Genomic DNA, 23,973 nt, shown 5'->3' on the forward strand with positions numbered 1-23,973 from the left:
GTTCGGCGGTCTTATGACGGGTGGAGTGCTGCCCGCGTCCGGTGGTTTGTGTCGGTCTGTATCCGCCCCATCGCCTGATACATGCCGGTACAAAAATCCCCTGCCGCACGCCGGCGTCCGCATCGTTCCGTCTGGACAGCCTGCCTTCCGCGAATGTACTTATCAAAATAATGATTATGACGCAAATCACATGACGAGACACATCCATGCTTCCGTGCAAAGTTCCGGTTGCCCTGTTCGGTCTGGCCCTGTCGCTGGCCGTCCCCTGGTCGCCGGCCTCCGCCGCCCCGGTGAAGTCCGTGGTCATCGTTCATGGCGCCTTCGCCGACGGTTCGGGCTGGCGCAAGGTCTCCGACATCCTGACCGGCAGGGGCTATGCCGTATCGATCGTTCAGCAGCCGCTGACCTCGCTCGCCGACGATGTCGCGGCCACCCGCCGCGTCCTCTCGCTTCAGACCGGCCCGGCCGTCCTGGTCGGCCACAGCTATGGCGGGATGGTGATCAGCGAGGCCGGGAGCGACAGCCATGTCGCCGCACTGGTCTATGTTGCCGCCTTCGAACCGGACAAGGGCGAGAGCCTCGCCAAACTGGCCGACAGCAAACCGGTGCCCGGTGCCGAACCGGGTGCCGTCAAGGGCACCGCAGACAGCTATCTCTATCTCGACCCGCCAGCCTTCGCCGGTGCCTTCGCCGCCGACCTTCCGGCGGCCGACGCGGCCTTCCTCGCCTACTCCCAGGTGTTCGCGGCGAAGGATGCCTTCACGACGCCGGCCGGGGAGCCGGCATGGAAATCAAAGCCGAGTTGGGCGCTGGTGGCGACCGCCGACCGCTCGATCAATCCGGAGCTGGAACTGGACATGGCCCGCCGGGCCGGCAGCCATGTCCGATCGGTCGAGGCCAGCCATGCCGTCTACGCCGCCAAGCCCGAAGCCGTCGCCACCCTGATCGTCGAGGCGGCCGAGGCGGTCTCGAAGTGATCTTCCCATGATTTGCGGGGCGGGCGCGAAGCCGCACCCGGCCCCCGAAAGGGTTCAGTCATGATCCTCTTTCTTGTCTCCTTCCTGGCGGGCGCCCTGACCATCGTCAGCCCGTGCATCCTGCCGGTCGTGCCCTTCGTCTTTTCCCGGGCGGGGCAGCCGCTGCTCCGCGGCATCCTGCCGATGCTGTTCGGCATGGTGGTCAGCTTCGCCGGGGTCGCGACGCTGTCCGCCGTGGGCGGAGGCTGGGCGGTAGAAGCAAACGGGGCCGGGCGGGCCGCCGCCATCGCGCTGATGGCGCTGTTCGGATGGACGCTCCTGTCGCCCCGCGCCGCGGCGATGCTCAGCCGTCCGCTGGTCGCCGCCGGCAACCGGCTGTCCGGTCGCGCCGGTGTCGCCGGATCGCTTCTGCTGGGTGTCGCCACCGGTCTGCTGTGGACGCCATGCGCCGGGCCGATCCTCGGGCTGGTCCTGACCAGTGCCGCGCTTCATGGCGCCAGCCTGCAAACCACGCTGCTGCTGGCGGCCTATGCGGCGGGTGCTGCGACATCCCTGACACTCGCCCTTCTTGCCGGCGGCCGGGTGCTGACGGCGATGAAGCGGTCGCTTGGCGTTGGGGAGCGTCTCCGCCAGGGACTGGGCATTGCCGTCCTTGCCGGTGTCGGCGTCATCACCTTGGGGCTCGACACCGGGTTGCTGGCCCGCCTGTCCTATGCCGGCACAACGGGAGTCGAACAATCGCTGATCGACAGGTTTGCCCCTGCCTCTGCCCCCGTGGCTTCCGGAACCTCGGGTGCGCCGGAGACGTCCAGGACGGGCCTCGTGCTCGCCGATGCCCAGCGTTTCTATCGCAGCAGCCTGCCGGTCGAAGGCCTTCTCCCGTCCTTGGACGGTGCGACGGACTGGCTGAACTCAAAGCCGCTCAGCACGGAGGAACTGCGGGGAAAGGTCGTTCTGATCGATTTCTGGACCTACTCCTGCATCAACTGCATCCGGACGCTGCCGTACCTGCGGGCATGGGCGGAGAAGTACCGGGACCAGGGGCTGGTGGTGGTCGGTGTCCATGCCCCGGAATTCGCCTTCGAAAAGCGGATCGCGAACGTGGAGACGGCGTTGCGGGATTTCGCCATCACCTACCCGGTGGCGATCGACAATGATTTCCGCATCTGGCGGGCGTTCGGCAACAGCTATTGGCCGGCCTTTTACATCGCCGATGCCACGGGCCGGATCCGCCATCATCAGTTCGGTGAGGGCGAGTACGAGCAGACCGAATGGGTCATCCAGGATTTGCTGGCAGAGGCCGCCGGACGTCGGGACGAGGATGGAAGGCTCGTCAGCCCGGCGGGGCAGGGCGCGCAGGCGCCCGCCGACCTCGACGATATCCGCTCCGGCGAAACCTATGTCGGCTATCGGCAGGCTGCGAACTTCGCATCGCCGGAACGGGACGGCATCGACCGGCCGCAGGACTACACGGTCGGTGCGCTGCGACTCAACCGCTGGGGGCTTTCCGGCAACTGGACGGTTGGGGCCGAGCAGGCCCGGCTGAACCGGGCGGGCGGGGCGATCGTCTACCGCTTCCGGGCGCGCGACCTGCACCTCATCCTCGGTCCCGCCCAGGACGGTAAGCCCGTGCGCTTCCAGGTCACGGTCGATGGCATGTCACCCGGGCCGGATCACGGAACGGATACGGATGCCGAGGGCTATGGCACCGTTTCGGAAACCAGGCTCTATCAGCTGGTGCGGCAGGCGGGCCCGGTGCGGGAACGGACGTTCGAGGTGCGCTTTCTGAACCCCGGAGTCGACGCCTACGCCTTCACTTTCGGTTGAGGAGAAGTCCGCGTGGCCTCGAACCTCCGCATCCACTCTCTTTCACTGGCTGGCATCCCGGAGGTTGTCGCGCAATCGGGCGACCGCTCTCTGGAGCGCGCGGAACTCGTCGGGCGGAAGTCCGGAAGCCTTCACCGTCAACTCACCGAAGCCCAAGCCCTTCTCGCGAAGCTGGCGTCCCGCCTCGGTCAGAGAGACGCGCACGCTGCGTTCGTCCTCGTCGTCGCGCATCCGCGTGACATAGCCCATCGCCTCCAGCCGCTGGAGCATCGGCGTCATGGTGCTGGGCTCCAGGAACAGCTTTTCACTGAGGCTCTTGACGGTCTGCCGATCCTCCTCCCACAGGGCGATGATGGTGATGTACTGGGGATAGGTGACGCCAAGCTGCTCCAGCACCGGCTTGTAGACCCGCGAATAGGCGAGGTTCGCCGAATAGATCGTGAAGCACATGAAATCCGCCAGCTTGGCAGTTTGCGACCTCCCGGCCGGCGGAGCGACCGACCTGTCGGAGGTGGGAGCGGCGGGAGTGCTGGAGGTCTTACGGCTCATGTCGTCACCGGGAGTTCGGTTGTCCTGATCACCATCGCCGCAACCGGTCGGTTTGGCGGCACGTCGATGTGATTATGATCATAATAATTATCATGCGTCCACTATCGGAGACAGCACGATGCGTGTTCTTTTCGCGATGGCCATGGCCATCGGGCTCGCTGCCGCCCCCTGCGCCTGGGACGATGACCCCCGCGAGGCGCCCTCCATCCTGGCGCTGCTCTCGCAGCCCCTCCTTTCCTCTGTCGCACCCTTTTCACACCAGCCTGTCGACGCATCGGCAGCGGTGAGCACCCCCCAACAGTGAGGACGAAGACATGAAGCTATTCGAAGATCGGATTTCCTCCGCCGTCGCCCGCGTGCGGATCGTGCTGGCCCTGAAGGGGGTGGAGGTCGAAAGCGTCCCGATTTCCATCCTCGGTGCCGAGCCGCGGAGCCGGAGCGCCGATTACCTTGCGATCAACCCGCAGGGCCTTGTGCCGGCGCTTCTGACCAACGACGGCGCGTTGATCACGCAATCGCTGGCGATTGTCGAGTATCTCGACGAGCGGTTTCCCGAACCGGCGCTCCTGCCGGACGACCCGGTCGAACGCGCCCTGGCCCGGTCGGTGGCCCTGTCCATCGCATCGGACATCCATCCCCTTTTGCCGCCCCGCGTGGCGAAACGGTTAGGCACCATTCCAGGCGCCAATTCCATGACCGTTAGGGACTGGAACCGCCACTGGATTCAGGAAGGAATGACTGCGATTGAAGCCCTGCTGTCCCGCCAGCCGGAGAGACGGTTCGCCGTTGGGGACGCTCCGTCGATCGCGGATGTCGTCCTCTTTCCGCAAGCCATCAACGCGGAGCGGACGGGCCTTTCCCTTGAGTTATGGCCACGCATCGCCGCCGTGGTCGCGACCTTGCGCACCATTTCCGCATTTGCAGCCAACGCGCCGGTGCCTCGGTCGGCAGACGCTTCCACCGAGTGAAATTTCCGGAAACAACCACCTAGTGTCCCGTCTCAGAAGTTCTTATTTACTGCTGGATAGCGCGTTCTGTGTCCGGCGGCAGAATCGCTCGACAGCAGCGTGGATATCGGCGGATTTGGTCCAGCGGAACGGCTTTGGGTCGGCTTTACGAGCGTTGATATAGGCATGGATGGCCGCCTCAAGTTCCTCCGTCGAGCGGTGGGTGGTGCGCCGGATCTGCTGGTCGGTGAGCAGCGCGAAGAAGCGCTCGACCTGATTGACCCAGGAGGCCGAGGTCGGGGTGAAGTGTGCGTGCCAACTTGGCCGCTTGGCGAACCAGTCACGGATCAGCTTGGTCATGTGGGAGAAGGCGTTGTCCATCACCACGTGGACGTCCAGGTCGGCAGGGAAGTTGCGTTCGATCTCGTCCAGGAACTGGCGGAACTCTGCCGCCCGGTGGCGTGGCAGGCACCGGCCGATCACGCTCCGGGCCTTCACGTCCAGCGCGGCGAACAAAGAGCTGGTGCCGTGGCGCTCATAATCGTGGGTGCGCCGCTCCACTTGACCAGGGCGCATCGGCAGCACCGGCTGAGTGCGGTCGAGGGCTTGGATCTGGGTCTTCTCGTCCACGCACAGCACCAGAGCACGAGCGGGTGGGGCCAGGTGGATGCCGACGATGTCGCGCACCTTGTCAACGAACTGCGGGTCACTCGAGAGCTTGAAGGTCTCGCTGCGGTGCGGCTGGAGCGAGAAGGCCCGCCAGATGCGGTGCACGGTCGCGGACGACAGCCCCGAGGCGCGGGCCAAGGAGCGCGTGCTCCAGTGGGTGGCGTCGACCGGCGCCGCCTCGAGCGTCGTGATGACGACCTCGGCCACCTTGTCATCGCCGATCTTACGCGGGGCGCCCGGGCGGGGGTCGTCAAGCAAGCCATCCAGCCGCAGCTCGGCAAAGCGTCGGCGCCACGTCGCGACCGTCAGGCGGGTGACGCCGATCCGCTCGGCAATGGCGACATTGGTCAGGCCGTCGGCGGCAAGCAGAATGATCTCCGCCGGTACCGCATCGGCCCGCGCGATCTTCCGACGGCGCGAGCGCGCCTTCAGTTCACCTTGCTCGGCCTCGCTCAGTTCAATCCGTACCGCCGATCCCCAAGCCATGCCGTCCTCCATATCGGTCAGGCCGCTCAGAAAACCACCTCCAACGGCATATGGATAAAAATTCCTGAGACGGAACACTAGAGGCCGCACCCCTGACCCGGAGCAAGACGCAAGACATCGCGAGGCCGCGGACCCGGGGCTAGGGTTCGTCAGCCCATTGCCCCATGGCCGTCACCATCTGAGCTGGACGGCAGAGCGTACTTGCGGGTAGCGCCTATCTTGGCGAGGAAGAGACCTGGAACATGTGCAGGTCTCGGCAACTGGCGTTCACTTAACAATCGGCAGAACGCATTCAGTTCACGCCCAGTGCCTCATCAAGAAGAGGCTGCGGGCCATCGGCAAACGGGTTGATGATGGTGACTCCGCCCAGCGTACGACCGGCCTGACCATCTTCCGACAGGAGGAGCCGGCACCCGTGACGCTTTGCTGTCGCCCAGATCATCGCATCCCAAAAACGACCAGCCATGGTGGGTGACTGCGTTTATGGCATCCGTGAGGTACGCGTTGTCCGCCGCCACCACCGGCAATTTGTCGCGCCACTGTTGGACAATGTCTGCCGCTCGCGCCGGCGGGATGCCCTGCTTAGCGCTGGTGAGGGTGCAGAAGAGTTCCGCCAGAGACTGGAGCGTCAGCACGCAGTCTCGGCCAGGGAGACGGTGGATCAGGGCAACGGCCTGATTGTGCCGTTTCCCGGCGGCCCGGTCGACTGCGTAAACCAGGATGTTCGTGTCGAGTGTGAAGCGCATTGCTCTTATCGGTCATAAAGGGCGTCACGGCCAAACCGCTCGCCCCCGAGGTCCACGCCATCTTCCAGCGTCTGGAACAGACGGCTCCAAGCCGAGCCTCCATCGGTTTTGACAGAAGACCGATCATAGGGCGACAGCTGCGCTACGGGCTGTCCACGCTTGGTGATGATCACGGTATGCCCGCTGGTGGCTTGCCCAAGGATCTCGGAGAATTGCCGGTTGGCGTCGTCTGCAGATACCGTGCGATGCATCTCAGCTTCTTTATAGTGATATCACTACTATAGGAGCGGGGTTGACTTTGGTCAATGAGCACGTAGTGTGTTCATTACTTTAGCACAACGCCTCCTGGCTGCTCAGGCGCGCAAGACAGCGGTGGTGATCGTCACGATCTCCGCGAGCTGCACGATGTCCAACTTGCCCAATAACTTCAGCTGCTCCAGCCGAGCGGTGGCTGGTCAGGGAGCGCTATGGCCACGGTTCGGAACGACTGGACAGCCGGCGGCCGGGCCCAGCCGCTCTCCGGTCAAGGTCAACGGGTCGGCACAGCAAAAGGAGTCCCAATGGCTCGCGTACGCAACGGACGCGGAACGAAGCGGCGACATGGTGGAGGCAGAACTCTGCCGGCATTACGCCGAGCATTGGTTCCGTGTATCGCGTGGCCGGGAGTGAAGTGGATAGGCCAGTGACCGACAACAACCTAACGCCGAAGGAACGCGCGCTGATCCGCAACGAGTTCATGACGCGCCTCTCGTCGACCCGTTTGCTCCACGACGGCATCCTGGTGAAACGCGGGGCGACCGGGCCCAACACGGGGGCAAGCCGAAGCCGGGAGCCACCTTGCAGGAAATGATCGACCGGGGTCTGCTCACCTCGGACGACGATGGATCCCATTGGCTGACGGCCCGCTTCACCGACGTGGGCATCGCGGCATTGCGACGTATAGACGGCGTCAAGAGGGCGTTGCCGCCTGAAAAATACCGACAGCTCCTCCACAAGCTTGGAGTGGGTCGCCTGGTGGACGATAATGGGCCGGTGGGTCCGTCGCTGAGACGGCCTGCGCTCGATACCCGTAAAGGAAAACAGAAAGTGATGATGAACACGGACTTCGGCGAACCCCTCGACAAGCTCTGCCCGAAGTGTGGGAGCGCAAACCTCATCCACAGCGTGGAAGCGCAGGCGGTCCGTTTCCCCTATGGGCCCGGGGACGTCCTGATGGCGACCGTCGATGTGCAGGTCCCTGTCACCACGTGCGGCGGCTGCGGGGACGCCTGGACTGATGCCCGAGCAGAGAGCGTCCGGGAGGAAGCCGTCTTGCAGCGCCTCGCTGAGTTGAAGGCCTGAGAGGTCTGCCGCAATTGAGAAGCTGTTTGCAGCAGTTATGCGCTGACCTCCTGGGGAACGAGCCGCTTTAGGCGCCGTGCGAGGATTGAGATAAAGGCGATTTGGACGAAAACGATGAGGTGCGACTTTGGCGCACATTTCGGCGTGCAAGTGGAGTCCGCCGACCGACCGCGGTGATCAGGCGCTCTTGCGCGAGACGGGCATGCCCAGGCTGGTCATGATGTTATCACCTCGCCGCTGACGGCCGCCTTGACCTTCTGGGCAGGCAGACTCCGGGCGCGGAGGCTGCGCCCGATGAGATGCTTGTAGCGCATCATGGCCACCTCGCCCAAGGAACGGCGGCCGTACTGGACTGTCGGCTGCCAGCCGAGCCGACCATGCTCATTGATCATCTGGATGTGGCGGTTGCGCCGGGTGGGGGAGGTCTCGGCGCTCCCGCTCACCACTGCGGTCGCGAGCGGCGGGATGATCAGCTCCGCCTTCGGTGCCTGTGCCGCGACGGCTCGGTAGATGGGCTCGCCGTCGTACGCGCCGTGGGCCAGCACCGTGCCGATCGGGCGCTTGATCTGGTCGAGCAATGGAGCGACCAGTGAGGCATCCCCCTCCTCGTTGGACATCAACTCCGAGGCCAGGATCTCACCCGTGTCCGGATTGACCGCGAGGTGCAGCTTTCGCCAACTCCGGCGCGCTTGACCACCGTGCTTTTCCAAGTGCCACTCACCCTTGCCCAACACCTTCAGCCCCGTGGAGTCGAGGACCACGGTGACCGGCCCATCCGTCCTGACCAGCGCCGACGCGACCTCAAGATCGGCGCTGCGGCGGGAGAAGGTCGTGTGATCCGGAACCGGCGTCCAGGCCGAGCAGGCGCATCAACGAACCCAACAGGCCTTCGGTCTGCCGCCACGGCCGTCCGAACGCCAAGCGCAGCATCAGCCCAGCCTCAATGGCGAGGTCCGAGTAGCGCGATGGTCGGCCTCGCCGGCCAGAACGCGCCGGCGTCCAGCCAGCGATCGCCTCCGGCGTCACCCAGATGGTCAGGTCGCCACGCCGACGCAGCGCCGCAGGCCGACCAGTTCTCCACCCGGTAGCGGGCGCGGGGGATCTTGTGGCGGCGGCTCTCGTTGGCCTTGTACGGCATGCGGGTCTCAGCTTCAGCGGTGGCACCTTTGATACCTGCCAGACCACGACATCGCCAGCTTCCAACGAATTTCGCACCAATGTCCTCTGCAGTGAAATTTTCTATCAAAATCAACGATGTAAACTATCATTCCGTGTGGCCGTGATGCACCTTGGTCGTCACCCCGTCCAGGATAATCCACTCCTCCGCCCAGTCGAACTGGTACGCCTCGGCGGGGGCGAAGGTGAGCGGCACGTAGGCGTTCACTGGCCCGCCCAGCGGCTGGCGCAGCTTGAAGCGTTTGATGTGGCGGCGCACTGCGTCGTAGCCGCCCTGGAATCCGCGGTTCTGCAGCCACCTGAAGATCCCCAGATAATTGAGCCGGTCGCGGGCTGGCCGCCGCTCGTTCTCCGTGATCAGCCGTACCAGCTCCTCCTGGAATGCGGCCAACTTCGGAAGCGGCTGGTGCTGGCGCTCGTAGCGCGGCGCCGTCTCGCCCGAGCGCAGGTATTTCGTCACCGTCTCCCGCGACACCTTTAGCGACCGGGCAATGGCCCAGATGCTTTTCCCCTTCGCGTGCTCGCGTCGTATCGGTGTGATCGTCTCCACCGTCAACATCCCTGTTCGCCACCCTGTCGTCTAAACCCAGGGTGGTAGTCTGCCAGATCAGGGGTGGCTGGTTATTGGACGCCAATCACCCCTGAAACTGGCCCAGTGTTGCAGGCCGTTCCACAAGCTCGGGTATGACGCCATAAGGACGTTCAAGCTGTCTGGAAAACCGCACCAGTTTGCAGTCGCATGCGCGGGGATTGCCTTTCAGTAGCCGTCCGCGCTGCGGACACGCAGCCTATGAAGAGGTATCTTAACGGAGTTGCGCCGAAACCTTCTCAGGGGATGTGCCATGACGACATCCGCAACTGCGACATTCGATTTCGGTGACTTGAAGAAAGCCCTTGAACACAGCGACGCCGCCACCCTGATCGGGCTCTACGCCGATGATGCCGAGATGGTGATCGTCGATCGCAATCGCCCCCCCAGTTCGCCGATGACATTTTCGGGTAGGGAGGCGATTGCGGCGTTCTGGCGCGATGTGTGCTCTAGGGACATGACCCACTACGTTGGTCATGAGGTGGTTGGGCCGAACCGCGCCGCCTTCGTCGAGGAGTGCGCCTACCCGGACGGGTGCCACGTGATGTCAGCGATGACCCTCGATCTGCGGGGCGGCCGGATCGCCAAGCACCTCACTGTCCAGGCGTGGGACGAGGTCAGTTGCGCGACAGGTCGAGCAACCTGAAGAGGTATTGGTGCACGCAGAGGGAGCGGGCTTGCCAGTCGCGAGCCGTGCTGTAGAGCGACGCTTTTGCTTTCTCTCCCGGATGGTCAGCTGTCGGGATGCCGAACAAACACAATGACGCACGGCGCCACCACATGCCGAAGATGCGGTTCCAGGTAACGAATTGGGCGGCGTACGGAGCCTGTCTGCGCCGGCGCGGCAGCCTGACGCTGTGGGTGAGCAACAAGGCGATCACAGCGTGGCGAGCGGCGCCGCGCCAGACGCTGGGTGGTCAGGCACGCTACTCACAGACCCCCGTTGAAACCGCCCTCATGGTCCGTCTGGTCTTTCACCAACCGCTGCGCCAAACCGAAGGACTGCTCGGCTCTCTGCTGGATTTCGTGGGCGTGGCCCTGCCGGTTCCCGATCACACCCCGATCAGCCGGCGCGCGGCGCAGCTGACGCAGATGATGGCCACGGCCCTGCCGGCGGGCCTGGTCACCCTGGTAATCGACAGAACGGTCTGAAGGTCTACGGGGCTGCCGAGTGGCACCACGACAAGTATAGTGTGCGGGGGCCGCGGAGCTGGCGGAAGCTTCATCTGGCGGTCGATGCCGCCACCAACACCATGGTCGCCGCCGCGCAGGAATCTGTCTGATTTATGTAGAAGCATACCCTGCATGTCGGATGTATGCGGCGCACTCGTGAGGCTGGAAGGCACCGTCAAGTCCGGGCTGGCCGGCAGGATGGGGTGACGGTATGGAGCCGGGCTGACGACACGCTCCGCCCCATTGTACGCCGGTTGCCGTTTCCCCGTCGAGGTGATCAGCTACGCGATTTACCTCTACTATCGCTTCTCGCTCAGTTTGCGCATGGCAGAGGAGATGCTGGCGCTGCGTGGCGATACGGTCAGCCACGAAACGATTCGGGCCTGGGCGCTGAAGTTCGGTCAGGTGATCGCCAACCGCATCCGCCAGTGCCGTCTGGCTCGCGGAAACTGGTGGCATTTGGACGAGGTCGTCCTCCGCATCGCCGGCAAAAAACATTACCTCTGGCGCGCCGTCGACCAGGACGGCTTTGTCCTCGACGTGCTGGTCCAGAGCCGGCGCAACAAGAGGGCGGCCAAGCGCCTACTGCGTAAGCTGCTCACGAAGCAGGGCCGGGCACCCCGTGTCCTGATCACCGACAAATTGCGATTCTACGCGGCGGCCAAGAAGAACCTGACACTGCGCTGCGAGCACCGCCAGTACAAGGGCCTGAACAACCGGGCCGAGAACAGCCATCAGCCAACCCGACGCCGCGAACGGCAGATGAAGCGCTACAAATCACCGAAACAGGTTCAGCGCTTCCTCGCCATCCACGACCCGATCGCCAACCTCTTTTATCTCCACCGCGACAATCGCACCGTCGCCGAATACCGCACCGCCCGTGGCCAAGCTTTCCAGGCCTGGGCGGAGATGGCTGGGGCCCGCTTGGCCGTGAAAACCGATCCGCACCTCCGTGCCTGCGCCATGTGTCCGACCTCGGCTTGACAAGCCGCCACTAACTTGACACTGCCGGCGACACTCCTAACTCGGCTTCAAAAGCCCCCGTGTCTTTGAGGTCGCTGCGTAAAATCGAAACGCTGGCTCTCCACTTTCTCCGGAAAAGTCCACCTCGACATCGCGGTAACTCAATGTGAAGCGCAGATACAGCCGGATGGTCTGCTGAATGACGGCGGGAGGGAACCGATGTTGGGCATACGAGATCGATGACATCCGAGGAGGACAATGTCACGACCGGCAAGCCGCCACCGTTCCCGTGACAACGCCAGGCGGAGTGATCCTTCGCCTCTTCGCCGTCATCGACGCGCTTGTGCTCAGTGCTGCATGTCGCCCATCTGCTTGCGGCTGTCGCCGCTCTTGTCCTTGATGATGCTGTCGTCGGCCGGGCCCTCGACCTCCAGGATGCCGATCAGCCCCTTGGTGGCGCGGCTCAGCGCGTGGTCGACCAGAGCGTATTTGCCCGGATAGTCCACCTTGAACTCCACCATGGTGGCGCCGCCCGGGGCGACGGTGACGGTCTGCACGCCCTTGGCCGGCTCGCTCTCTAGGCCGCCCATGCCGTAGACGCGGTCGAAGATTTCGCCGATGACGTGGAAGGACGAGGTCAGGTTCGGGCCGCCGACGCCGAACCAGATGCGCACGGTCTCACCGACCTTGGCCTTCAGCGGCTTGTCCTTGGACAGGGCGCCGACCGCGCCGTTGAACACCATGTAATTCGGCCGCTCGTTCACCAGACCGTCGTAGTCGTCCTCGGCGGTCGGGATGTTCTTGGCCTTGGTCGCGTAGACCTCCTGCTGCATCACGTAGAATTCGTGGTCCACTGCCGCCATGCCAGCCTCGGGCTCGACGACGATCAGACCGTACATGCCCTTGGAGATGTGGTGGGCGACCATCGGCGTGGCGCAGTGGTAGACGTAGACGCCCGGCGTCAGCGCCTTGAAGGAGAACTCCTTCGTCTGGCCCGGCTCCACCTGGGTGATCTGGCCGCCGCCGAGGAAACCGGTTGCAGCGTGGAAGTCCACGCTGTGGTTCATCGTGGACTCTTTGGCGTTGGAAATCTTCACGTCCACCGTGTCGCCGACGCGCACCCGATACATCGGTCCGGGAATGGTGTTGTTGAAGGTCCAGTAGGTGTAGGTGGTGCCGTCGTCTAGCTTGGACTCCACCTCAGTCGTGTTCAGGACGACCTCGTGGGTCTTCGGGGCGCGTTTTCCCGCTCTTTCCTGGGCGGGGACCGCGGCCGGGTCCTGGACGACGCTGACTGTCGGCTCCTTGACCTTCGGATCAGCGTACAGAGTGGTGGCCGATGCCGAGGCAATCCCCGACAGAGCCAAGAGGGCGATGGTGCTGACTGTGGCGGGAAACATCTTGCTCTTCATGGCGTCGTCCAAGATCGATATTTCGTCTGAACCGACCATCGCACAGTTGATGAGCACTCTAATTGATCACTGTCAAGTGATTCGCCGATTGTGATGGTGTTGTCAACTTCGCAGTCGGTTGATGCACGGAGAATTTGAACAACCTGCTTGTTCACCGGTTCAGGCGGTCAGGGCAAGGCCGGTCGCCTCGCGCCAAGTGGTGAAGGCTCGAGCGCGGGCGGCGCGATACTCGGAGGCGGAGACTAAGTGGCGGTGTAGTTGAAAGGGCACCGTCAGCTTGATGACGGTTTGTCGAGCCGGCGCGGAGTGATGGTGTAAACGCTGAGCTCGACTTTGGCCATTATGAAGCGGGCATGGAGTACGGGAAGCCTTGAGGTCCTGCGGTGTACGTGGATTTTCTCAATATGCAACCGAAGCCGCGACAAGCCGAAATCGCTCTGCAACCTCCACGCTGACGTGCACTCGTCGGTACTTCAGCATGGTTTTCAGCAACAGGCGGCGCCTTGCACCGCCACCCTGAGAATTGAATAATGGCCAAAGTCGAGCTAAGACGCTCCATGCGACACTCTAACGCGCGTCCTTTGTAAGGATTTGGTTCACTATTCGCGCAACAATTCGCCGCAAGACAAGGCGTGAGAAGTGCGCCGAAAGGTGGTGAACTATGTCCAGATCTTCCCTCTCAATCCGCGAGAAGCTGCTAATGCTGGTCGCAACAGCCAGTCTCGCCTGTTTGGCGATTGCTGGTGCCGGGCTTTATCTCAGCTATAATCGGATGTACCAGGACCGCGTCGATGCCCTTCGTTTCATGGTCGAGGCGGGACACAGCATGGCGGCACGGTTCGAAGGCGAGGTCGCGGCCGGCCACCTGACCCGTGAGGAGGCGCAGGCCCATTTCAAGGAAGCCTTCCTCGCCATCCGCTATGGCGGAGAGGAGTATCTGTTCGCCCACACCTACGACAGCGTCGGGTTCGCCCATGCCAACAAGGCTTTGATGGGCAAAGACGTCTCCGGCATCAAGGACGCGGCGGGCGTGCCTGTCATTCCAGCGCTGATTGACGTCGTGAAGAAGAAGGGCGAGGGCACCTACGCCTATGACTGGCCGCGCACCGTCGGCGGCACCGAGACGGCGGTGAAGCTCGCCTATGTGAAGGGGTTCGAGCCCTGGCGGATCTTCATCGGCACCGGCGTCTTCATCGACGATCTGTGGTCCGCCTTCCTATCGCAGATGTTAACCCTGCTCGGCGTTATCGGCGGGCTGGCCTTGCCGGCCATCCTGCTGCTGGCGCTGGTCGGGCACAACATCAGCGCCACCATCCGCTCGCTTGCCGGGCGGATGCGGGCGATGGCTGACGGCGACCTGACGGTCGGCTTCCCGGAAACCAGCCGCGGCGACGAACTGGGCGACATGAGCCGGGCCACCCAAGTGTTCAAGGAGAATGCGCTGGCCAAACAAAGGCTGGAGGCCGAACGGGCCGGGCAGGCCCGCCGCGCCGAAGAGGACAAGCACCGTGCAGTCGCCGCAATGGCGGACCGCTTCGAACAGGCGGTCGGCGGCGTGATCCATGCCGTGGTGGAGGAAGCCGCCGGCATGGAAAGTCGAGCCAGCGCCGTGACCAGGGCCGCTGACCAAACCGGCAAGCTCGCCGGCGACGTGGCGGTGACCACCGGTCAGACCTCCGCCAACGTCCAGACCGTCGCCGCCGCGACCGAAGAACTGACCGGTTCCATTGGCGAGATCAGCCGGCAGGTCGGCCAATCCTCTGAGATCGCCCGCGAGGCGGTCGGAATCGCCGAACGTGCCAACGTCAAGGTCGGCGGTCTGGCCGAGGCGGTCGAGCGGATCGGCGCCGTGGTCGAACTCATCAACTCCATCGCCAGCCAGACCAACCTGCTGGCGCTGAACGCCACCATCGAGGCCGCCCGCGCCGGAGAGGCGGGGCGCGGATTCGCCGTGGTGGCGAGCGAAGTGAAGGCGCTCGCTACCCAGACGGCCAAGGCCACCGACGATATTGCCGCACAGGTCGCCGGCATCCAGTCGATGACCGGTGACGCGGTGGGCGAGTTGCAGCAGGTTGTCCGGGTCATCGGCCACATCAACGAAGTCACTACCTCCATCGCCTCCGCGGTCGAAGAGCAGGGCGCTGCCACCCGCGAGATCAGCCGCAACATCCAGCAGGCCGCCCAAGGGACGCAGACCGTTTCCAACAGCATTGGCGGCGTCAATCGTGCGGCAAACGAAAGCGGCAAGGTCGCCTACGAAGTGCTGGCCTCCGTCCGTCAGCTGTCCAGCCACACCGACTCGCTGAGCCAGGAGGTGAACCGCTTCCTCACGCAAGTGCGCGCGGGCTGACGGCACGGTTGCATATAAAGTCCGTTTTAGCTCATTGACGGTGACGCCCCCCTGCGCCCATGGCCAAATCATTGGCGCAGGGGGGCGTCATAGCGCGGGTGGGTTCCGTCAGCCCTCGCGCCATCTTGCTTGTGACTGTGGGTCTGACGTGGAGGATCACCTCCACTCTGAAGGCGATGGATGCGCTGTCCGCACTGCCACTCGACTGCAACCTCGGAGCGTTCGGACCGAACGGCGCATGGCTATCGCCGCTTCCGTTGCCGCGAATGCCAGCGCGGTTTCAACGAGCGTACCGGCTCGGTGCTGAACCGCCTGCAGGTACCTTCCGATGTCGTCTTTCTGATCGTGCTGTGGCGGCTTTGGTTGAAGCTGAGCCTGCGCGATCTCGCCGAAATCCTGCTCCTGCGTGGCTTGGTCTTCTCTCACGACGCGGTGCGCGACTGGGAGACCAGACTCGCGCCGTTGCTGGCGAACGCCCTGCGCCAGCGCCGTCGAGGAAAGGTTGGTCGGAGCTGGTACGTGGACGAGACGTATCTCAAGGTCGCCGGCCAGTGGCAGTACCTGTACCGCGCCATCGACAGCGACGGCAATCTGGATACGCAAATGAGCATCCCGGCTGACCGGCATTCCCAGCCTGCCGGCTAACCTCTCCCAGCTCATCCACGCAAAGTGCGCAAGAACCACCGAACCGGGGCAAGATTACTTCTCCGGCATACCCGGAAGGAAGACATCGACAACAATATTTCCTAAGGGACGCCCATTACAACGTGTCGAAAGTCCTTGCAAAGTCATAATACTGTCGATTCTGGAAAAATGTGCATGCCTTTTAGTGAAATGACCTGAAAATATCACAAAATATCTTGCTGTTAACCGTCAATGCTTTCCCAGACTGGAGGGGGCATGGCACAGACACCAATCGCTATTTTCACAGCCACAACGGACGACACCGGTACGGAGCTCTGGGTGACTGACGGTACGCCGTCGGGGACCCGTCTCCTCGCCGACATCAGGCCCGGCCAGCAGGGAAGCGCGCCTGAGGATGCCGTCGTCGCCGACGGCAAGATCTTCTTCACCGCCGATGACGGCATTCATGGCCGGGAGTTGTGGGTGAGCGACGGGACCGCGGCAGGCACTCGCATGGTCGCCGACATCGTGCCGGGAGTGCAGGGATCCTCGCCATCGGCGCTGACGGCGGCACAAGGCCGGGTTTATCTGCACGCAGATAGCGGGACCCACAGCGGGATCTGGAGTTCCAACGGCACTGCCGCCGATACCCGCCTGTTTCATGAGATGGCGCCGCTCTCCCCATGGTCTCAAGGCATTTCCCTGATCGGCATCACCGACGGGCGGCTGGCTTTTCACGAGGGGGCGGCGTCCTGGGCCTCCAATGTCACTTTCGTCAACTCCGACGGCAGCACGACAGCCTTAACGGACATCATCCCCGACAGCGGGGTTGTCCGCTATGTCGCCACGCCGGACGGGATCGTGGCGTCGGTCACCACGGTGATCGACTGGACCGGCAGTATGGAATGGCCGACCGCTGTCCGGCATTCAACCTTCTGGGCCACGGACGGGACGGCAGAGGGCACGCGGCACCTCGGCGACCTAACGATGCAGGGGTGGGACCTCGGCCGTGTCGTCGGTCTGCACAGCGGCCAGGTGGTGTTCACAAGCGACATGGACGTCTACCGGACCGAACAGGGTAACGCCTCCAAGATCGGCGTGCTGGATGACGCCACAGGTCAGATCAGCTTCCTCCCGGGACAGGAACTTGCCAAGCCGCTGGGATGGCTCGACCAAGGGCCGCCCGGCGAGGAGGGCGACCGCCTGCTCTTCCTGGACGAAAGCTATTGGTCGGGTTCCCAACGCCTCCTGGCGACGGACGGCACGGCGGGTGGGACCGTTGAACTCCACCAGAACAGCTGGATGTATCAGAGCATCGCGATTGCCGGAAACCGGGCGTTCTTCCTGACGGACCAGAACGGAGCCGATCCCGCCGGGTTCTGGGTGACCGATGGAACATCCGGGGGCACGCACCACCTGGGGCCGATGGCGGGAGGGGCGTACGGCGACAAGTTGCTGGGGGAACTCGATGGCCGCATGCTGGGATTCGATCATGACTATTCCGCCAACATCGATCGGTTTTTCCTGTCCGACGGTACGACGGGCGATACCGTCGTGCTTGCCGAACTCCCTCCCGGCGCGGGGGCGGACTATTGGGATCATACGGCAAAGCTGCTCGGGGTCATCGCGGCGCCGGACGGCATCCGCAAGGGGTCCGAAGGCGACGATATGCTGTGGGGCGAGGATGGCGCCGACTGGATCCACGGCCTGGGTGGCAACGACCGCATTCTGGCCGGCGCCGGGGATGACCGCCTGAACGGGGGCGCCGGCGAGGACTATATTGATGGAGCGGCCGGTGCCGATCGCCTCTACGGCATGTCCGGGCGGGACATTCTTGTTCCGGGAGCGGGACGCGACATCGTCGATGGGGGGATCGGCGACGATGTGCTGCTCGCCGAACGGGACGGCGAGAGCGACCAGTTCTTCTTCGCTCCCGGCAGCGGGGCCGACGTGCTGACCGCCTTTGACCCGCATCTGGACATTCTCATCCTGAAGGGGTTTGCGCAGAACGTCGGGACCGCGGCGTGGCGGGTGGAGTACGTAACAGACCTTGGAGACAGTGTACGGGTTGATTTCGGCGGCGGCGACAGTGTCCTCGTCCTGGACACGACGGCTCATGATCTGCGCTTCACGGTCATCGACCCGATCATATGACAGGAGCCGGCGTGTTGCAGCGAGGTGAGCGGGGCAAGAGATCACCCCTGTCCCGCTAGTAATCAGGTGACGCGGACGGAGTGCGGGCATCCAAGGTCGAGCATGCGATTGAGGACTATGACGTCGATAGCGACTTCGGTAGCCTGCGCCCGATCCGAATGGAAACGCAGAGCGTCGCCGAAGACGCCTTTCCACCGCGCCATTTGGCTCTCCACGCCGGCACGCTTGTTGTAGCCGCTGGTCCGCTGCCACGCCATCCGGCCCGTCTCAGCAATGGCCAGGATGTGGCGGTCACGTTGGGTGGGCACCGTCTCGGTGGTGTCGCTGAGCACGCCATCGCGGCGCGGCACCACCACCGCGGCCTTGGGATGGCGCACGATCTTTACTTCGCGGCGGCAGGCTGAAATCACCATTGGCCGCTACATCGACGGCTTCTATAATCCAATCCGGCAACATTCCTCACTCGGCTTCCAAAGCCCCTGTGTCTTTGAGGTCGCTGCGTAGGATCGACACACTGGCTCTCCATTTTGTCAGGGCAAGTCCAGGTTGTACAGTGTGCCGAAGGAAATGCCGGAGAGCTGGCCGATGGCGCCCCACTGCATGCCGCAGAAACCCACGCACCATATCGCCATGATAGCCTTGCGCAAGGGGGCGCCGGTGAGCGGTGCCTCGAGCCCGGAGCGGGGCGGTCGCGTGCCATCCGCCGCCATGGCAGGCAACTCGACAAGCAGCTCCTCGACGAAGGCATCGACGTCCGAGAACGCGTCCCAGGATGCCGGCTCGGTGCTTGCGGGATGAATGGGGCGGTGCCCAAAGAATGCGGTTCGAGGTGGTCAAGACGAGGCCCACAGAGCTACCAGACCGCGACCCAGCCAGGCCAGCACTTTTCAGCTTAAAGCAGCATCTCGACCAGCTCCGCCAGGGATGCGCCTGCTGCGAACAAGCTCTCATGCCGCCATCAAGGATTCAGTCGGCACAGCCGCTCACAGGGATCCGGATGGGTGGCGTGAAAGGCCGCATGCAGCGGATCGCTGCTGGGGACAGCCGAATTGAGGGTATAGAGCTTTGAAAGCGCGCCAGCCAGCGCCTCTGCACCGACAAGCCGCGCAGCGAAGGCGTCGGCCTGGAACTCCCACCGGCGCCGTACGCTCACCATGACCGGGCGCGCCACTAACCCGATCATAGGCAGCACGAGCATGAACAGGGTCAATCGCTCGCCGGTGGACGCGCCCATCGCCGGACCCAGCATGTCCAGAGCCGCAACAGCCGCCAGTCCGACCATTCCCTGGGCGGCGAGGTGCTGCATCATATGACGGTGATGCATGTGTCCGGCCTCATGCGCGACAACGGCTTCCACCTCCCGCGGATCGAGACGCGCAAGCAACGTGTCGTGCAAACGGATGCGACTGATGCGTCCCAGGCCCAACACGCCGGCGTTGGCGCGGGCCGAACGGTGGGATGTGTACGCAACTCTCAATGCAACCGTGTGCAGTCCGCAACCTGCCAGCACCACAGCCAATCGGCTGGCGAGCACGGCATCGGCAAGCGGTGCGTCGCGTTCGAAAACGGCTGGGGGCAGCATTGGGGCCAACCACGCACGGGCGATCGCCAGGCCATACCAAAGAGCCCACACCCAGAACCACCACAGGGGTCCGCCGTGCTCCATCAACGCCACGACCGCGCAGCCCAGAGGCAGGATCACGAATGCCGAAAGCAAGGCCTGCCTGCCCGCATCGACGAGGAACCGGACCGGAGTGATGCGGTTCAAGCCGAAGCGCTGGTCAACGGCGAACACAATCGCGGCACGGCGCACCAGACGCACGGCGCTGCGCCCTGCCCGCGCCGATACAATCAGCATTGCCGCCGCGACCGGCGTCGGCAGGCCCGATCCGCTCCACCACGCATCCAAAGCGGCCACTCCGCCGCCGATCAACACCGCAACCAAGCCTCCCTCCACCAGGGTGCCGGCGACAGACAGCGCGGCGCTCGCGGAACCGATGGCAATGGCCCGCTCGAAGGCTTGAACGTTCCATCCGGCGGGCGCGCCGTCAGCCCGGATCCGCTTCAGATGGAAAAGCTGACGCATGTCGAGCCAGCCTGTCAGTGCCGTCCAGCCGGCCACCAAGAGGAGCAAACTGCCGATCATGTCGCCACCGCTTTCAACTCGGCAAGGAGGCGGCGCGGGAAACGCGGGCCGCCCTCAACAAACGCTCTGTAGACCTGAACCAGAACTGCGCCCACGGACTGCCGGTCACGCACATCCTTTGCGTTGGTAATGCCGCCGACGGCAATGACCGGCACAGGCGCCATGTCTGAGACCACCATCGCCAGACGGCGGACATCGTCAGTGACCAGCACGACACCGTCGATTCCATGCTGGCGCGCAGCGGGCAAGGCTGGTGGAAGCGGATCGCCATGCTTCCCGGCCCCCGTCTTGACGGTCAGCGGCACAAGGCGACCCGTCACCTCGGACAGTGCCGTGGCTTCCTCTACCAATCTGGCAAAAAGGCGATCGACGCCGCCCGGATGGTCGTTGGCGACTGCGCTGCGTGCCAGGAAGGGAGAACTGAAATTAACCGTCAGATAGTCGGCGAACGACCAGACGCGACGAAGAGCCGCGACATAGTCTTCGATCACAGCGTCGTCCAGACCGGGACGCGGGCTGCCGATGTTCACACCCACCGGGATGCCGACCGGCTTGCGCAGACGCAACTGGGAATGCCGCGTCACGGTGCCGATCTCGATGAAGCCGAAGCCAACCGCCGCAAGCGGTGCCGCCAAACGGCCGGTTCGGTCGAAGCCTGCGGCAAGTCCCACCGGGTTTGGGAAATCCAATCCCATGACCGACACCGGCTGACCTGCAGTCTGATCGCGAAGGAATGGCGCCAGCAGGCGAACGCCGGAGGCGGTCGCGGCAGCGCGCCAGTGGATGGGTCGCATCAGCCCCATTGGCGTTCGAACCGATCCATGAAGACAATCAGGGCGTCCACCGCCGCCTCAGGAACGGCGTTGTAGAGGTTCGCGCGGACCCCGCCAACGTTCGGGTGCCCCTTCAAGTGCAGCAGACCGGCGGCCTCCGCCTGCTCGAAAAAGACAGCGTCCAGAAGTGGATCCGGAAAATGAAAGCGCACATTCACGCGTGACCGATCGTCCGCCGCGACAGGGCTGCGGTAAAACCCACTTCGTTCGATGGTCGCGTAGAGACGGTCGGCCTTGCGCTGGTTGCGCGTGGCCATGGCGGAGAGCCCACCCTGGGCAAGCAACCAGCCCAGCATGCAGTTCGCAATGTGGACGGCTGCCGTCGGTGGTGTGTTGACCCGGCTGTTGGCGGCAGATTGCTTTGTATAGTCGAAAGGTGCGGGAGTAAGTGGATTGGCGCGCCCCAGCAGATCGGTGCGCACGATTACGATGGTCAAACCCGCCACCCCCAGATTCTTTTGCGCGCTGGCATAGATGAGTCCGAAACGGCCGACGTCGAGCGGTTCCGACAGCAGGTCGCCGCTCATGTCCGCCACGAGCGGCACCGCACCGGTCTCCGGCAAACGGCGGAACTGCTTACCCTCCGCGGTTTCGTTGGTGGTGACATGCAGATAGACCAAGTCGGGCGATATCCGCCAACTTTCCTGCGGGGGCAGGCGTCCCTGGCTGCAGGTCCGTCCGACCACGCGGATTTCGCCCCAATGCGCCGCTTCGGCTATGGCGCGACGCGCCCAGAGGCCACTGTCAATGTAGCCGGCCGCGTCGCGTGGGCCGAGGAGGTTCATCGCCACCAGTGCGAAATGTGCGGAAGCCCCTCCTTGCAAGAACAGCACGCGGTGGGTCTCCGGAATGGAGAGCAGGGATCGCAAACGGCTTTCGGCCTCAGCCTGTATGTCGGCGTAGGCCGCACCCGTGAAGGTCATTTCCAGGACCGACGGCGTGCCGCCGCCGTCCGGATTGATGCCCGCGCAAATGCTCTCTTTCACCTCGGGCGGCAGAACGGTGGGGCCGGACCCAAAGCTGTAGACCGTCATGGCGCTCTCCAGACGTCCTTAGAACAGGTAGCCCCCATGCGCACCGACCACCATGAAGACAAGGGTGAAGATCGACAGGATGGTGTTGGTGCGTGATGACAGGAAGGTAATGCGGGTGCAGTGAAGCCTTTCCTCGACCCGTGCCTCAACGAAGCCGAGCACCTTTTTCTGGTGTGGCCACATGACGAGCCACAGGTTCAGCACCATGAGCGTGCCGGTCCAGACGCCCATTCCGATCACCGCCGATGAACCGCTCACGGTGAGCGCATCCACCAGCGTACCGCGGTGCCACAGCATAAAAAGCCCGGTCACCCACACCACCAAAGAGGCATGGCGAAAGATGCCGTGTTCACGCTTGGACGCCGCAATGAACACGCCTCGTACCTGCTCGGCCGGATCGGCTGGCAGGGTGCGGCGATAAGTCGGGTTGTGCACAACATTGGACCAGTTGTGGCCCATCCAGATCACCACGCCGGCGATGTGCAGCCAGCGGGCGACAATGTCGAGGTCTGCCGTATCCATCGAAGGCTTCCTATCTGGCCGGTGAAAGGCCGCCGGCCCCAACCCGCCCGGGCGCGCGCATGACAAGCGGCTTGTCATCACCGGGAAGCCGTTCCTGTGTTGCGCGCACGGCATCGTCGATCAGGTGCCGGTGCGGCGATTTGGAGCACACGGGGTCAGTGTTGGCCGCATCGCCGGTCAGCATGAAAGCCTGACAGCGGCAGCCGCCAAAGTCCTTGTCCTTTTCCGAACAGCTCCGACAGGGCTCCTTCATCCAGCCGACGCCGCGGAAGGCACGGAAGGCAGGTGATTCCGTCCAGATCCATTCGAGGCTGTGCTCACGGATGTTCGGAAACTCGATGCTCTTGATCAGGCGCGCTTCCTGGCAGGGAAGCGCCGTGCCATCCGGGGCGATGGTCAGGTGGATCGAACCCCAGCCGTTCATGCATGCCTTCGGCCGGTCGTCGAAATAGTCCGGGATGACGAAATAGATGGTCAATGCCTTGCCCAGCCGCTCACGCGCGCGCTTCACCGCTTCCTCCGAGCGCTCCAACTGCTCTCGGGTCGGCAACAGTTCCGCACGGTTCAGATAAGCCCAGTTGTAGTATTGGAGATTGGCGAACTCGACATATTCAACTTTCAGTTCTACGGCAAGTTCAATAAAGGCTTCGGTCTGGTCGATGTTGTACCGGCTGATCGGTACATTGAGAACCATCGGGAAGCCTTGGGCTTTGATTTCGCGGGCGATTGCAATTTTGCGGTCGAAAACGTCAAGTCCGACCAGCGTATGATTCAACTCGCTGTTACAGGCCTGAAGGCTGAGCTGGATCTGTTTGAGACCGGCCTTTTTCAAATCAGTCAGGCGTTCGGGCGTCAGCCCGATGCCGGAGGTGATCAGGTTGGTGTAGAAGCCAAGACGATCCGCTTCGGCGACCAGCTCCTCCAGATCGTTCCGCAGCATCGGCTCGCCGCCGGAGAAGCCGAGCTGGAGCGCTCCCAAGCGTCTTGCTTCGTTCAGAAGACGCTTCCACTCGTCGGTGCTCAACTCGTTGCGGTAGCGCTCGAAATCGGTAGGATTGTTGCACCACGGACACTTCAGCGGGCACTTGTACGTCATCTCAAGCACCAGCCAAAGCGGCATCCCCAAACCATCAAGACTTAATCCGGATCCAGCCTTTGGCATGTGCCATCTCCAAGAATTCCATGACATCGGATACAACGTCTGCGCCGTTGAAGCGCGCGGACAAATCAGCGATGGCTGCCGCAACCGGGAGTTCGCCGGTGCAGGTCTTCAAAATCTCCGCTGCGGTGTCGTTCAGCTTCACGACCCCTTCGGGGTAGAGCAGGATGTGTGCGTTCTGCGATTCTTCCCAGCGGAACAGGTAAACGGGGTTGATCTCGACGATGGCGCGCGGCCCAAGGCGTTCGACTGCTTCCATTGGACTACTTTCGGATAGGGGGAAGGACCGGGTCCCG

24 protein-coding genes and 2 pseudogenes are annotated in these 23,973 nt (G+C 63.6%); 12 read left to right on the forward strand and 14 right to left on the reverse strand.

Annotation, left to right across the window (positions count from 1 at the left end):
• Positions 1–206 precede the first annotated feature (206 nt).
• Both M5E06_RS16425 and M5E06_RS16430 read left to right on the forward strand, forming a co-directional pair.
• Positions 207–977, forward strand: a complete 771-nt coding sequence (locus tag M5E06_RS16425) for an alpha/beta fold hydrolase (protein ID WP_252139080.1) — start codon at positions 207–209, stop codon at positions 975–977.
• A gap of 60 nt (positions 978–1,037) precedes the next feature.
• Entirely contained in the window at positions 1,038–2,804 is a 1,767-nt protein-coding gene (locus M5E06_RS16430; RefSeq protein ID WP_252139081.1) for a cytochrome c biogenesis protein DipZ, read from the forward strand.
• A gap of 42 nt (positions 2,805–2,846) precedes the next feature.
• Here the strand turns inward: M5E06_RS16430 and M5E06_RS16435 are convergent, their stop codons facing one another.
• Positions 2,847–3,353, reverse strand: a complete 507-nt coding sequence (locus M5E06_RS16435) for a MarR family winged helix-turn-helix transcriptional regulator (RefSeq protein WP_252139082.1) — start codon at positions 3,351–3,353, stop codon at positions 2,847–2,849.
• A 314-nt stretch (positions 3,354–3,667) separates the two neighbouring features.
• Here M5E06_RS16435 and maiA point away from each other — a divergent pair, with 314 nt between their 5' ends.
• Positions 3,668–4,321: a maleylacetoacetate isomerase gene (gene maiA / locus M5E06_RS16440; RefSeq protein ID WP_252139083.1), complete on the forward strand. Its 654-nt coding sequence runs from the start codon at positions 3,668–3,670 to the stop codon at positions 4,319–4,321.
• A gap of 42 nt (positions 4,322–4,363) precedes the next feature.
• On the opposite strand, the gene M5E06_RS16445 is transcribed toward maiA, so the two are convergent.
• From M5E06_RS16445 to M5E06_RS16455, 3 genes are all read right to left on the reverse strand, one after another.
• Complete coding sequence (locus M5E06_RS16445) at positions 4,364–5,455, reverse strand: IS630 family transposase (RefSeq protein WP_252139084.1); 1,092 nt, start codon at positions 5,453–5,455, stop codon at positions 4,364–4,366.
• Positions 5,456–5,747: 292 nt separating this feature from the next.
• Positions 5,748–5,921: a PIN domain-containing protein gene (locus M5E06_RS16450; RefSeq protein ID WP_252139085.1), complete on the reverse strand. Its 174-nt coding sequence runs from the start codon at positions 5,919–5,921 to the stop codon at positions 5,748–5,750.
• Positions 5,922–6,206: 285 nt separating this feature from the next.
• Entirely contained in the window at positions 6,207–6,452 is a 246-nt protein-coding gene (locus tag M5E06_RS16455) for a type II toxin-antitoxin system Phd/YefM family antitoxin (protein WP_252139086.1), read from the reverse strand.
• 154 nt (positions 6,453–6,606) lie between these two features.
• Here M5E06_RS16455 and M5E06_RS16460 point away from each other — a divergent pair, with 154 nt between their 5' ends.
• Positions 6,607–6,870, forward strand: a complete 264-nt coding sequence (locus tag M5E06_RS16460; protein ID WP_252139364.1) for a DUF4167 domain-containing protein — start codon at positions 6,607–6,609, stop codon at positions 6,868–6,870.
• 168 nt (positions 6,871–7,038) lie between these two features.
• Positions 7,039–7,542, forward strand: coding sequence for a hypothetical protein (locus tag M5E06_RS16465; protein ID WP_252139087.1), 504 nt, complete (start codon positions 7,039–7,041; stop codon positions 7,540–7,542).
• 177 nt (positions 7,543–7,719) lie between these two features.
• Here the strand turns inward: M5E06_RS16465 and M5E06_RS16470 are convergent.
• Positions 7,720–8,680, reverse strand: a pseudogene (locus M5E06_RS16470) (IS5 family transposase).
• Between the two features lie 126 nt (positions 8,681–8,806).
• Entirely contained in the window at positions 8,807–9,268 is a 462-nt protein-coding gene (locus M5E06_RS16475) for a hypothetical protein (RefSeq protein ID WP_252139088.1), read from the reverse strand.
• A gap of 292 nt (positions 9,269–9,560) precedes the next feature.
• On the opposite strand from M5E06_RS16475, the gene M5E06_RS16480 reads away from it, so the two are divergent.
• The 3 genes from M5E06_RS16480 (at position 9,561) to M5E06_RS16490 (ending at position 11,464) form a co-directional block, all read left to right on the forward strand.
• The gene (locus M5E06_RS16480) at positions 9,561–9,953 is read left to right on the forward strand and encodes a nuclear transport factor 2 family protein (protein WP_252139089.1); all 393 of its coding nucleotides are present in this window, start codon (positions 9,561–9,563) and stop codon (positions 9,951–9,953) included.
• Between the two features lie 98 nt (positions 9,954–10,051).
• Positions 10,052–10,459 carry a transposase gene (locus tag M5E06_RS16485; RefSeq protein ID WP_252139090.1) on the forward strand — a complete coding sequence of 136 codons (408 nt, stop codon included), beginning with the start codon at positions 10,052–10,054 and terminating at the stop codon, positions 10,457–10,459.
• A gap of 243 nt (positions 10,460–10,702) precedes the next feature.
• A complete protein-coding gene (locus tag M5E06_RS16490) occupies positions 10,703–11,464 on the forward strand; it encodes an IS6 family transposase (protein ID WP_252139365.1) in 762 nt (253 codons plus the stop codon).
• A gap of 326 nt (positions 11,465–11,790) precedes the next feature.
• On the opposite strand, the gene nirK is transcribed toward M5E06_RS16490, so the two are convergent.
• On the reverse strand, positions 11,791–12,855 hold the full coding sequence (gene nirK, locus M5E06_RS16495) for a copper-containing nitrite reductase (protein WP_252139091.1): 1,065 nt from the start codon (positions 12,853–12,855) through the stop codon (positions 11,791–11,793).
• A 700-nt stretch (positions 12,856–13,555) separates the two neighbouring features.
• On the opposite strand from nirK, the gene M5E06_RS16500 reads away from it, so the two are divergent.
• The 3 genes from M5E06_RS16500 to M5E06_RS16510 all read left to right on the forward strand — a co-directional run bounded on the left by M5E06_RS16500 (position 13,556) and on the right by M5E06_RS16510 (position 17,983).
• The gene (locus M5E06_RS16500) at positions 13,556–15,205 is read left to right on the forward strand and encodes a methyl-accepting chemotaxis protein (RefSeq protein WP_353654333.1); all 1,650 of its coding nucleotides are present in this window, start codon (positions 13,556–13,558) and stop codon (positions 15,203–15,205) included.
• A gap of 180 nt (positions 15,206–15,385) precedes the next feature.
• A complete protein-coding gene (locus M5E06_RS16505) occupies positions 15,386–15,850 on the forward strand; it encodes a DDE-type integrase/transposase/recombinase (protein ID WP_252139093.1) in 465 nt (154 codons plus the stop codon).
• 255 nt (positions 15,851–16,105) lie between these two features.
• Complete coding sequence (locus tag M5E06_RS16510; RefSeq protein ID WP_252139094.1) at positions 16,106–17,983, forward strand: ELWxxDGT repeat protein; 1,878 nt, start codon at positions 16,106–16,108, stop codon at positions 17,981–17,983.
• A 62-nt stretch (positions 17,984–18,045) separates the two neighbouring features.
• Here the strand turns inward: M5E06_RS16510 and M5E06_RS16515 are convergent, their stop codons facing one another.
• Positions 18,046–18,396: a hypothetical protein gene (locus tag M5E06_RS16515; RefSeq protein WP_252139373.1), complete on the reverse strand. Its 351-nt coding sequence runs from the start codon at positions 18,394–18,396 to the stop codon at positions 18,046–18,048.
• On the opposite strand from M5E06_RS16515, the pseudogene M5E06_RS16520 reads away from it, so the two are divergent.
• Positions 18,347–18,487: pseudogene (locus M5E06_RS16520) on the forward strand (IS3 family transposase); the annotation flags it as partial. The gene M5E06_RS16515 and the pseudogene M5E06_RS16520 overlap by 50 nt on opposite strands.
• 454 nt (positions 18,488–18,941) lie before the next feature.
• Here the strand turns inward: M5E06_RS16520 and M5E06_RS16525 are convergent.
• From M5E06_RS16525 to pqqD, 6 genes are all read right to left on the reverse strand, one after another.
• Entirely contained in the window at positions 18,942–20,129 is a 1,188-nt protein-coding gene (locus M5E06_RS16525; protein WP_252139095.1) for a M48 family metalloprotease, read from the reverse strand.
• Positions 20,126–20,824: a beta/alpha barrel domain-containing protein gene (locus M5E06_RS16530; protein WP_252139096.1), complete on the reverse strand. Its 699-nt coding sequence runs from the start codon at positions 20,822–20,824 to the stop codon at positions 20,126–20,128. Before M5E06_RS16530 ends, M5E06_RS16525 begins: the two co-directional genes overlap by 4 nt.
• Positions 20,825–20,922: 98 nt before the next feature.
• The gene (gene serC, locus M5E06_RS16535) at positions 20,923–21,996 is read right to left on the reverse strand and encodes a 3-phosphoserine/phosphohydroxythreonine transaminase (protein ID WP_252139097.1); all 1,074 of its coding nucleotides are present in this window, start codon (positions 21,994–21,996) and stop codon (positions 20,923–20,925) included.
• Positions 21,997–22,014: 18 nt separating this feature from the next.
• A complete protein-coding gene (locus M5E06_RS16540) occupies positions 22,015–22,518 on the reverse strand; it encodes a hypothetical protein (protein ID WP_252139098.1) in 504 nt (167 codons plus the stop codon).
• A 10-nt stretch (positions 22,519–22,528) separates the two neighbouring features.
• Positions 22,529–23,680 carry a pyrroloquinoline quinone biosynthesis protein PqqE gene (gene pqqE, locus M5E06_RS16545; RefSeq protein ID WP_252139099.1) on the reverse strand — a complete coding sequence of 384 codons (1,152 nt, stop codon included), beginning with the start codon at positions 23,678–23,680 and terminating at the stop codon, positions 22,529–22,531.
• Complete coding sequence (gene pqqD, locus M5E06_RS16550; RefSeq protein WP_252139100.1) at positions 23,649–23,936, reverse strand: pyrroloquinoline quinone biosynthesis peptide chaperone PqqD; 288 nt, start codon at positions 23,934–23,936, stop codon at positions 23,649–23,651. The genes pqqE and pqqD overlap by 32 nt, the downstream gene beginning before the upstream one ends.
• Between the last annotated feature and the right edge of the window lie 37 nt (positions 23,937–23,973).

It is taken from the genome of Azospirillum sp. A1-3 (genome assembly GCF_023806445.1).
Taxonomy (GTDB): Bacteria; Pseudomonadota; Alphaproteobacteria; order Azospirillales; family Azospirillaceae; genus Azospirillum.

Excerpts from the sequence above, each read along its gene's own strand:
- M5E06_RS16515 (WP_252139373.1), bottom strand. The coding sequence starts at position 18,396 with ATGGTGATTTCAGCCTGCCGCCGCGAAGTAAAGATCGTGCGCCATCCC.
- M5E06_RS16460 (WP_252139364.1), top strand. The coding sequence starts at position 6,607 with ATGTCCAACTTGCCCAATAACTTCAGCTGCTCCAGCCGAGCGGTGGCT.
- M5E06_RS16505 (WP_252139093.1), top strand. The coding sequence starts at position 15,386 with ATGCGCTGTCCGCACTGCCACTCGACTGCAACCTCGGAGCGTTCGGAC.
- nirK (WP_252139091.1), bottom strand. The coding sequence starts at position 12,855 with ATGAAGAGCAAGATGTTTCCCGCCACAGTCAGCACCATCGCCCTCTTG.
- M5E06_RS16525 (WP_252139095.1), bottom strand. The coding sequence starts at position 20,129 with ATGATCGGCAGTTTGCTCCTCTTGGTGGCCGGCTGGACGGCACTGACA.
- M5E06_RS16485 (WP_252139090.1), top strand. The coding sequence starts at position 10,052 with ATGCCGAACAAACACAATGACGCACGGCGCCACCACATGCCGAAGATG.
- M5E06_RS16540 (WP_252139098.1), bottom strand. The coding sequence starts at position 22,518 with ATGGATACGGCAGACCTCGACATTGTCGCCCGCTGGCTGCACATCGCC.
- M5E06_RS16430 (WP_252139081.1), top strand. The coding sequence starts at position 1,038 with ATGATCCTCTTTCTTGTCTCCTTCCTGGCGGGCGCCCTGACCATCGTC.
- M5E06_RS16530 (WP_252139096.1), bottom strand. The coding sequence starts at position 20,824 with ATGGGATTGGATTTCCCAAACCCGGTGGGACTTGCCGCAGGCTTCGAC.
- serC (WP_252139097.1), bottom strand. The coding sequence starts at position 21,996 with ATGACGGTCTACAGCTTTGGGTCCGGCCCCACCGTTCTGCCGCCCGAG.
- M5E06_RS16455 (WP_252139086.1), bottom strand. The coding sequence starts at position 6,452 with ATGCATCGCACGGTATCTGCAGACGACGCCAACCGGCAATTCTCCGAG.
- M5E06_RS16425 (WP_252139080.1), top strand. The coding sequence starts at position 207 with ATGCTTCCGTGCAAAGTTCCGGTTGCCCTGTTCGGTCTGGCCCTGTCG.
- M5E06_RS16510 (WP_252139094.1), top strand. The coding sequence starts at position 16,106 with ATGGCACAGACACCAATCGCTATTTTCACAGCCACAACGGACGACACC.
- maiA (WP_252139083.1), top strand. The coding sequence starts at position 3,668 with ATGAAGCTATTCGAAGATCGGATTTCCTCCGCCGTCGCCCGCGTGCGG.
- M5E06_RS16500 (WP_353654333.1), top strand. The coding sequence starts at position 13,556 with ATGCTGGTCGCAACAGCCAGTCTCGCCTGTTTGGCGATTGCTGGTGCC.
- pqqE (WP_252139099.1), bottom strand. The coding sequence starts at position 23,680 with ATGCCAAAGGCTGGATCCGGATTAAGTCTTGATGGTTTGGGGATGCCG.
- M5E06_RS16480 (WP_252139089.1), top strand. The coding sequence starts at position 9,561 with ATGACGACATCCGCAACTGCGACATTCGATTTCGGTGACTTGAAGAAA.
- pqqD (WP_252139100.1), bottom strand. The coding sequence starts at position 23,936 with ATGGAAGCAGTCGAACGCCTTGGGCCGCGCGCCATCGTCGAGATCAAC.
- M5E06_RS16450 (WP_252139085.1), bottom strand. The coding sequence starts at position 5,921 with ATGGCTGGTCGTTTTTGGGATGCGATGATCTGGGCGACAGCAAAGCGT.
- M5E06_RS16445 (WP_252139084.1), bottom strand. The coding sequence starts at position 5,455 with ATGGCTTGGGGATCGGCGGTACGGATTGAACTGAGCGAGGCCGAGCAA.
- M5E06_RS16435 (WP_252139082.1), bottom strand. The coding sequence starts at position 3,353 with ATGAGCCGTAAGACCTCCAGCACTCCCGCCGCTCCCACCTCCGACAGG.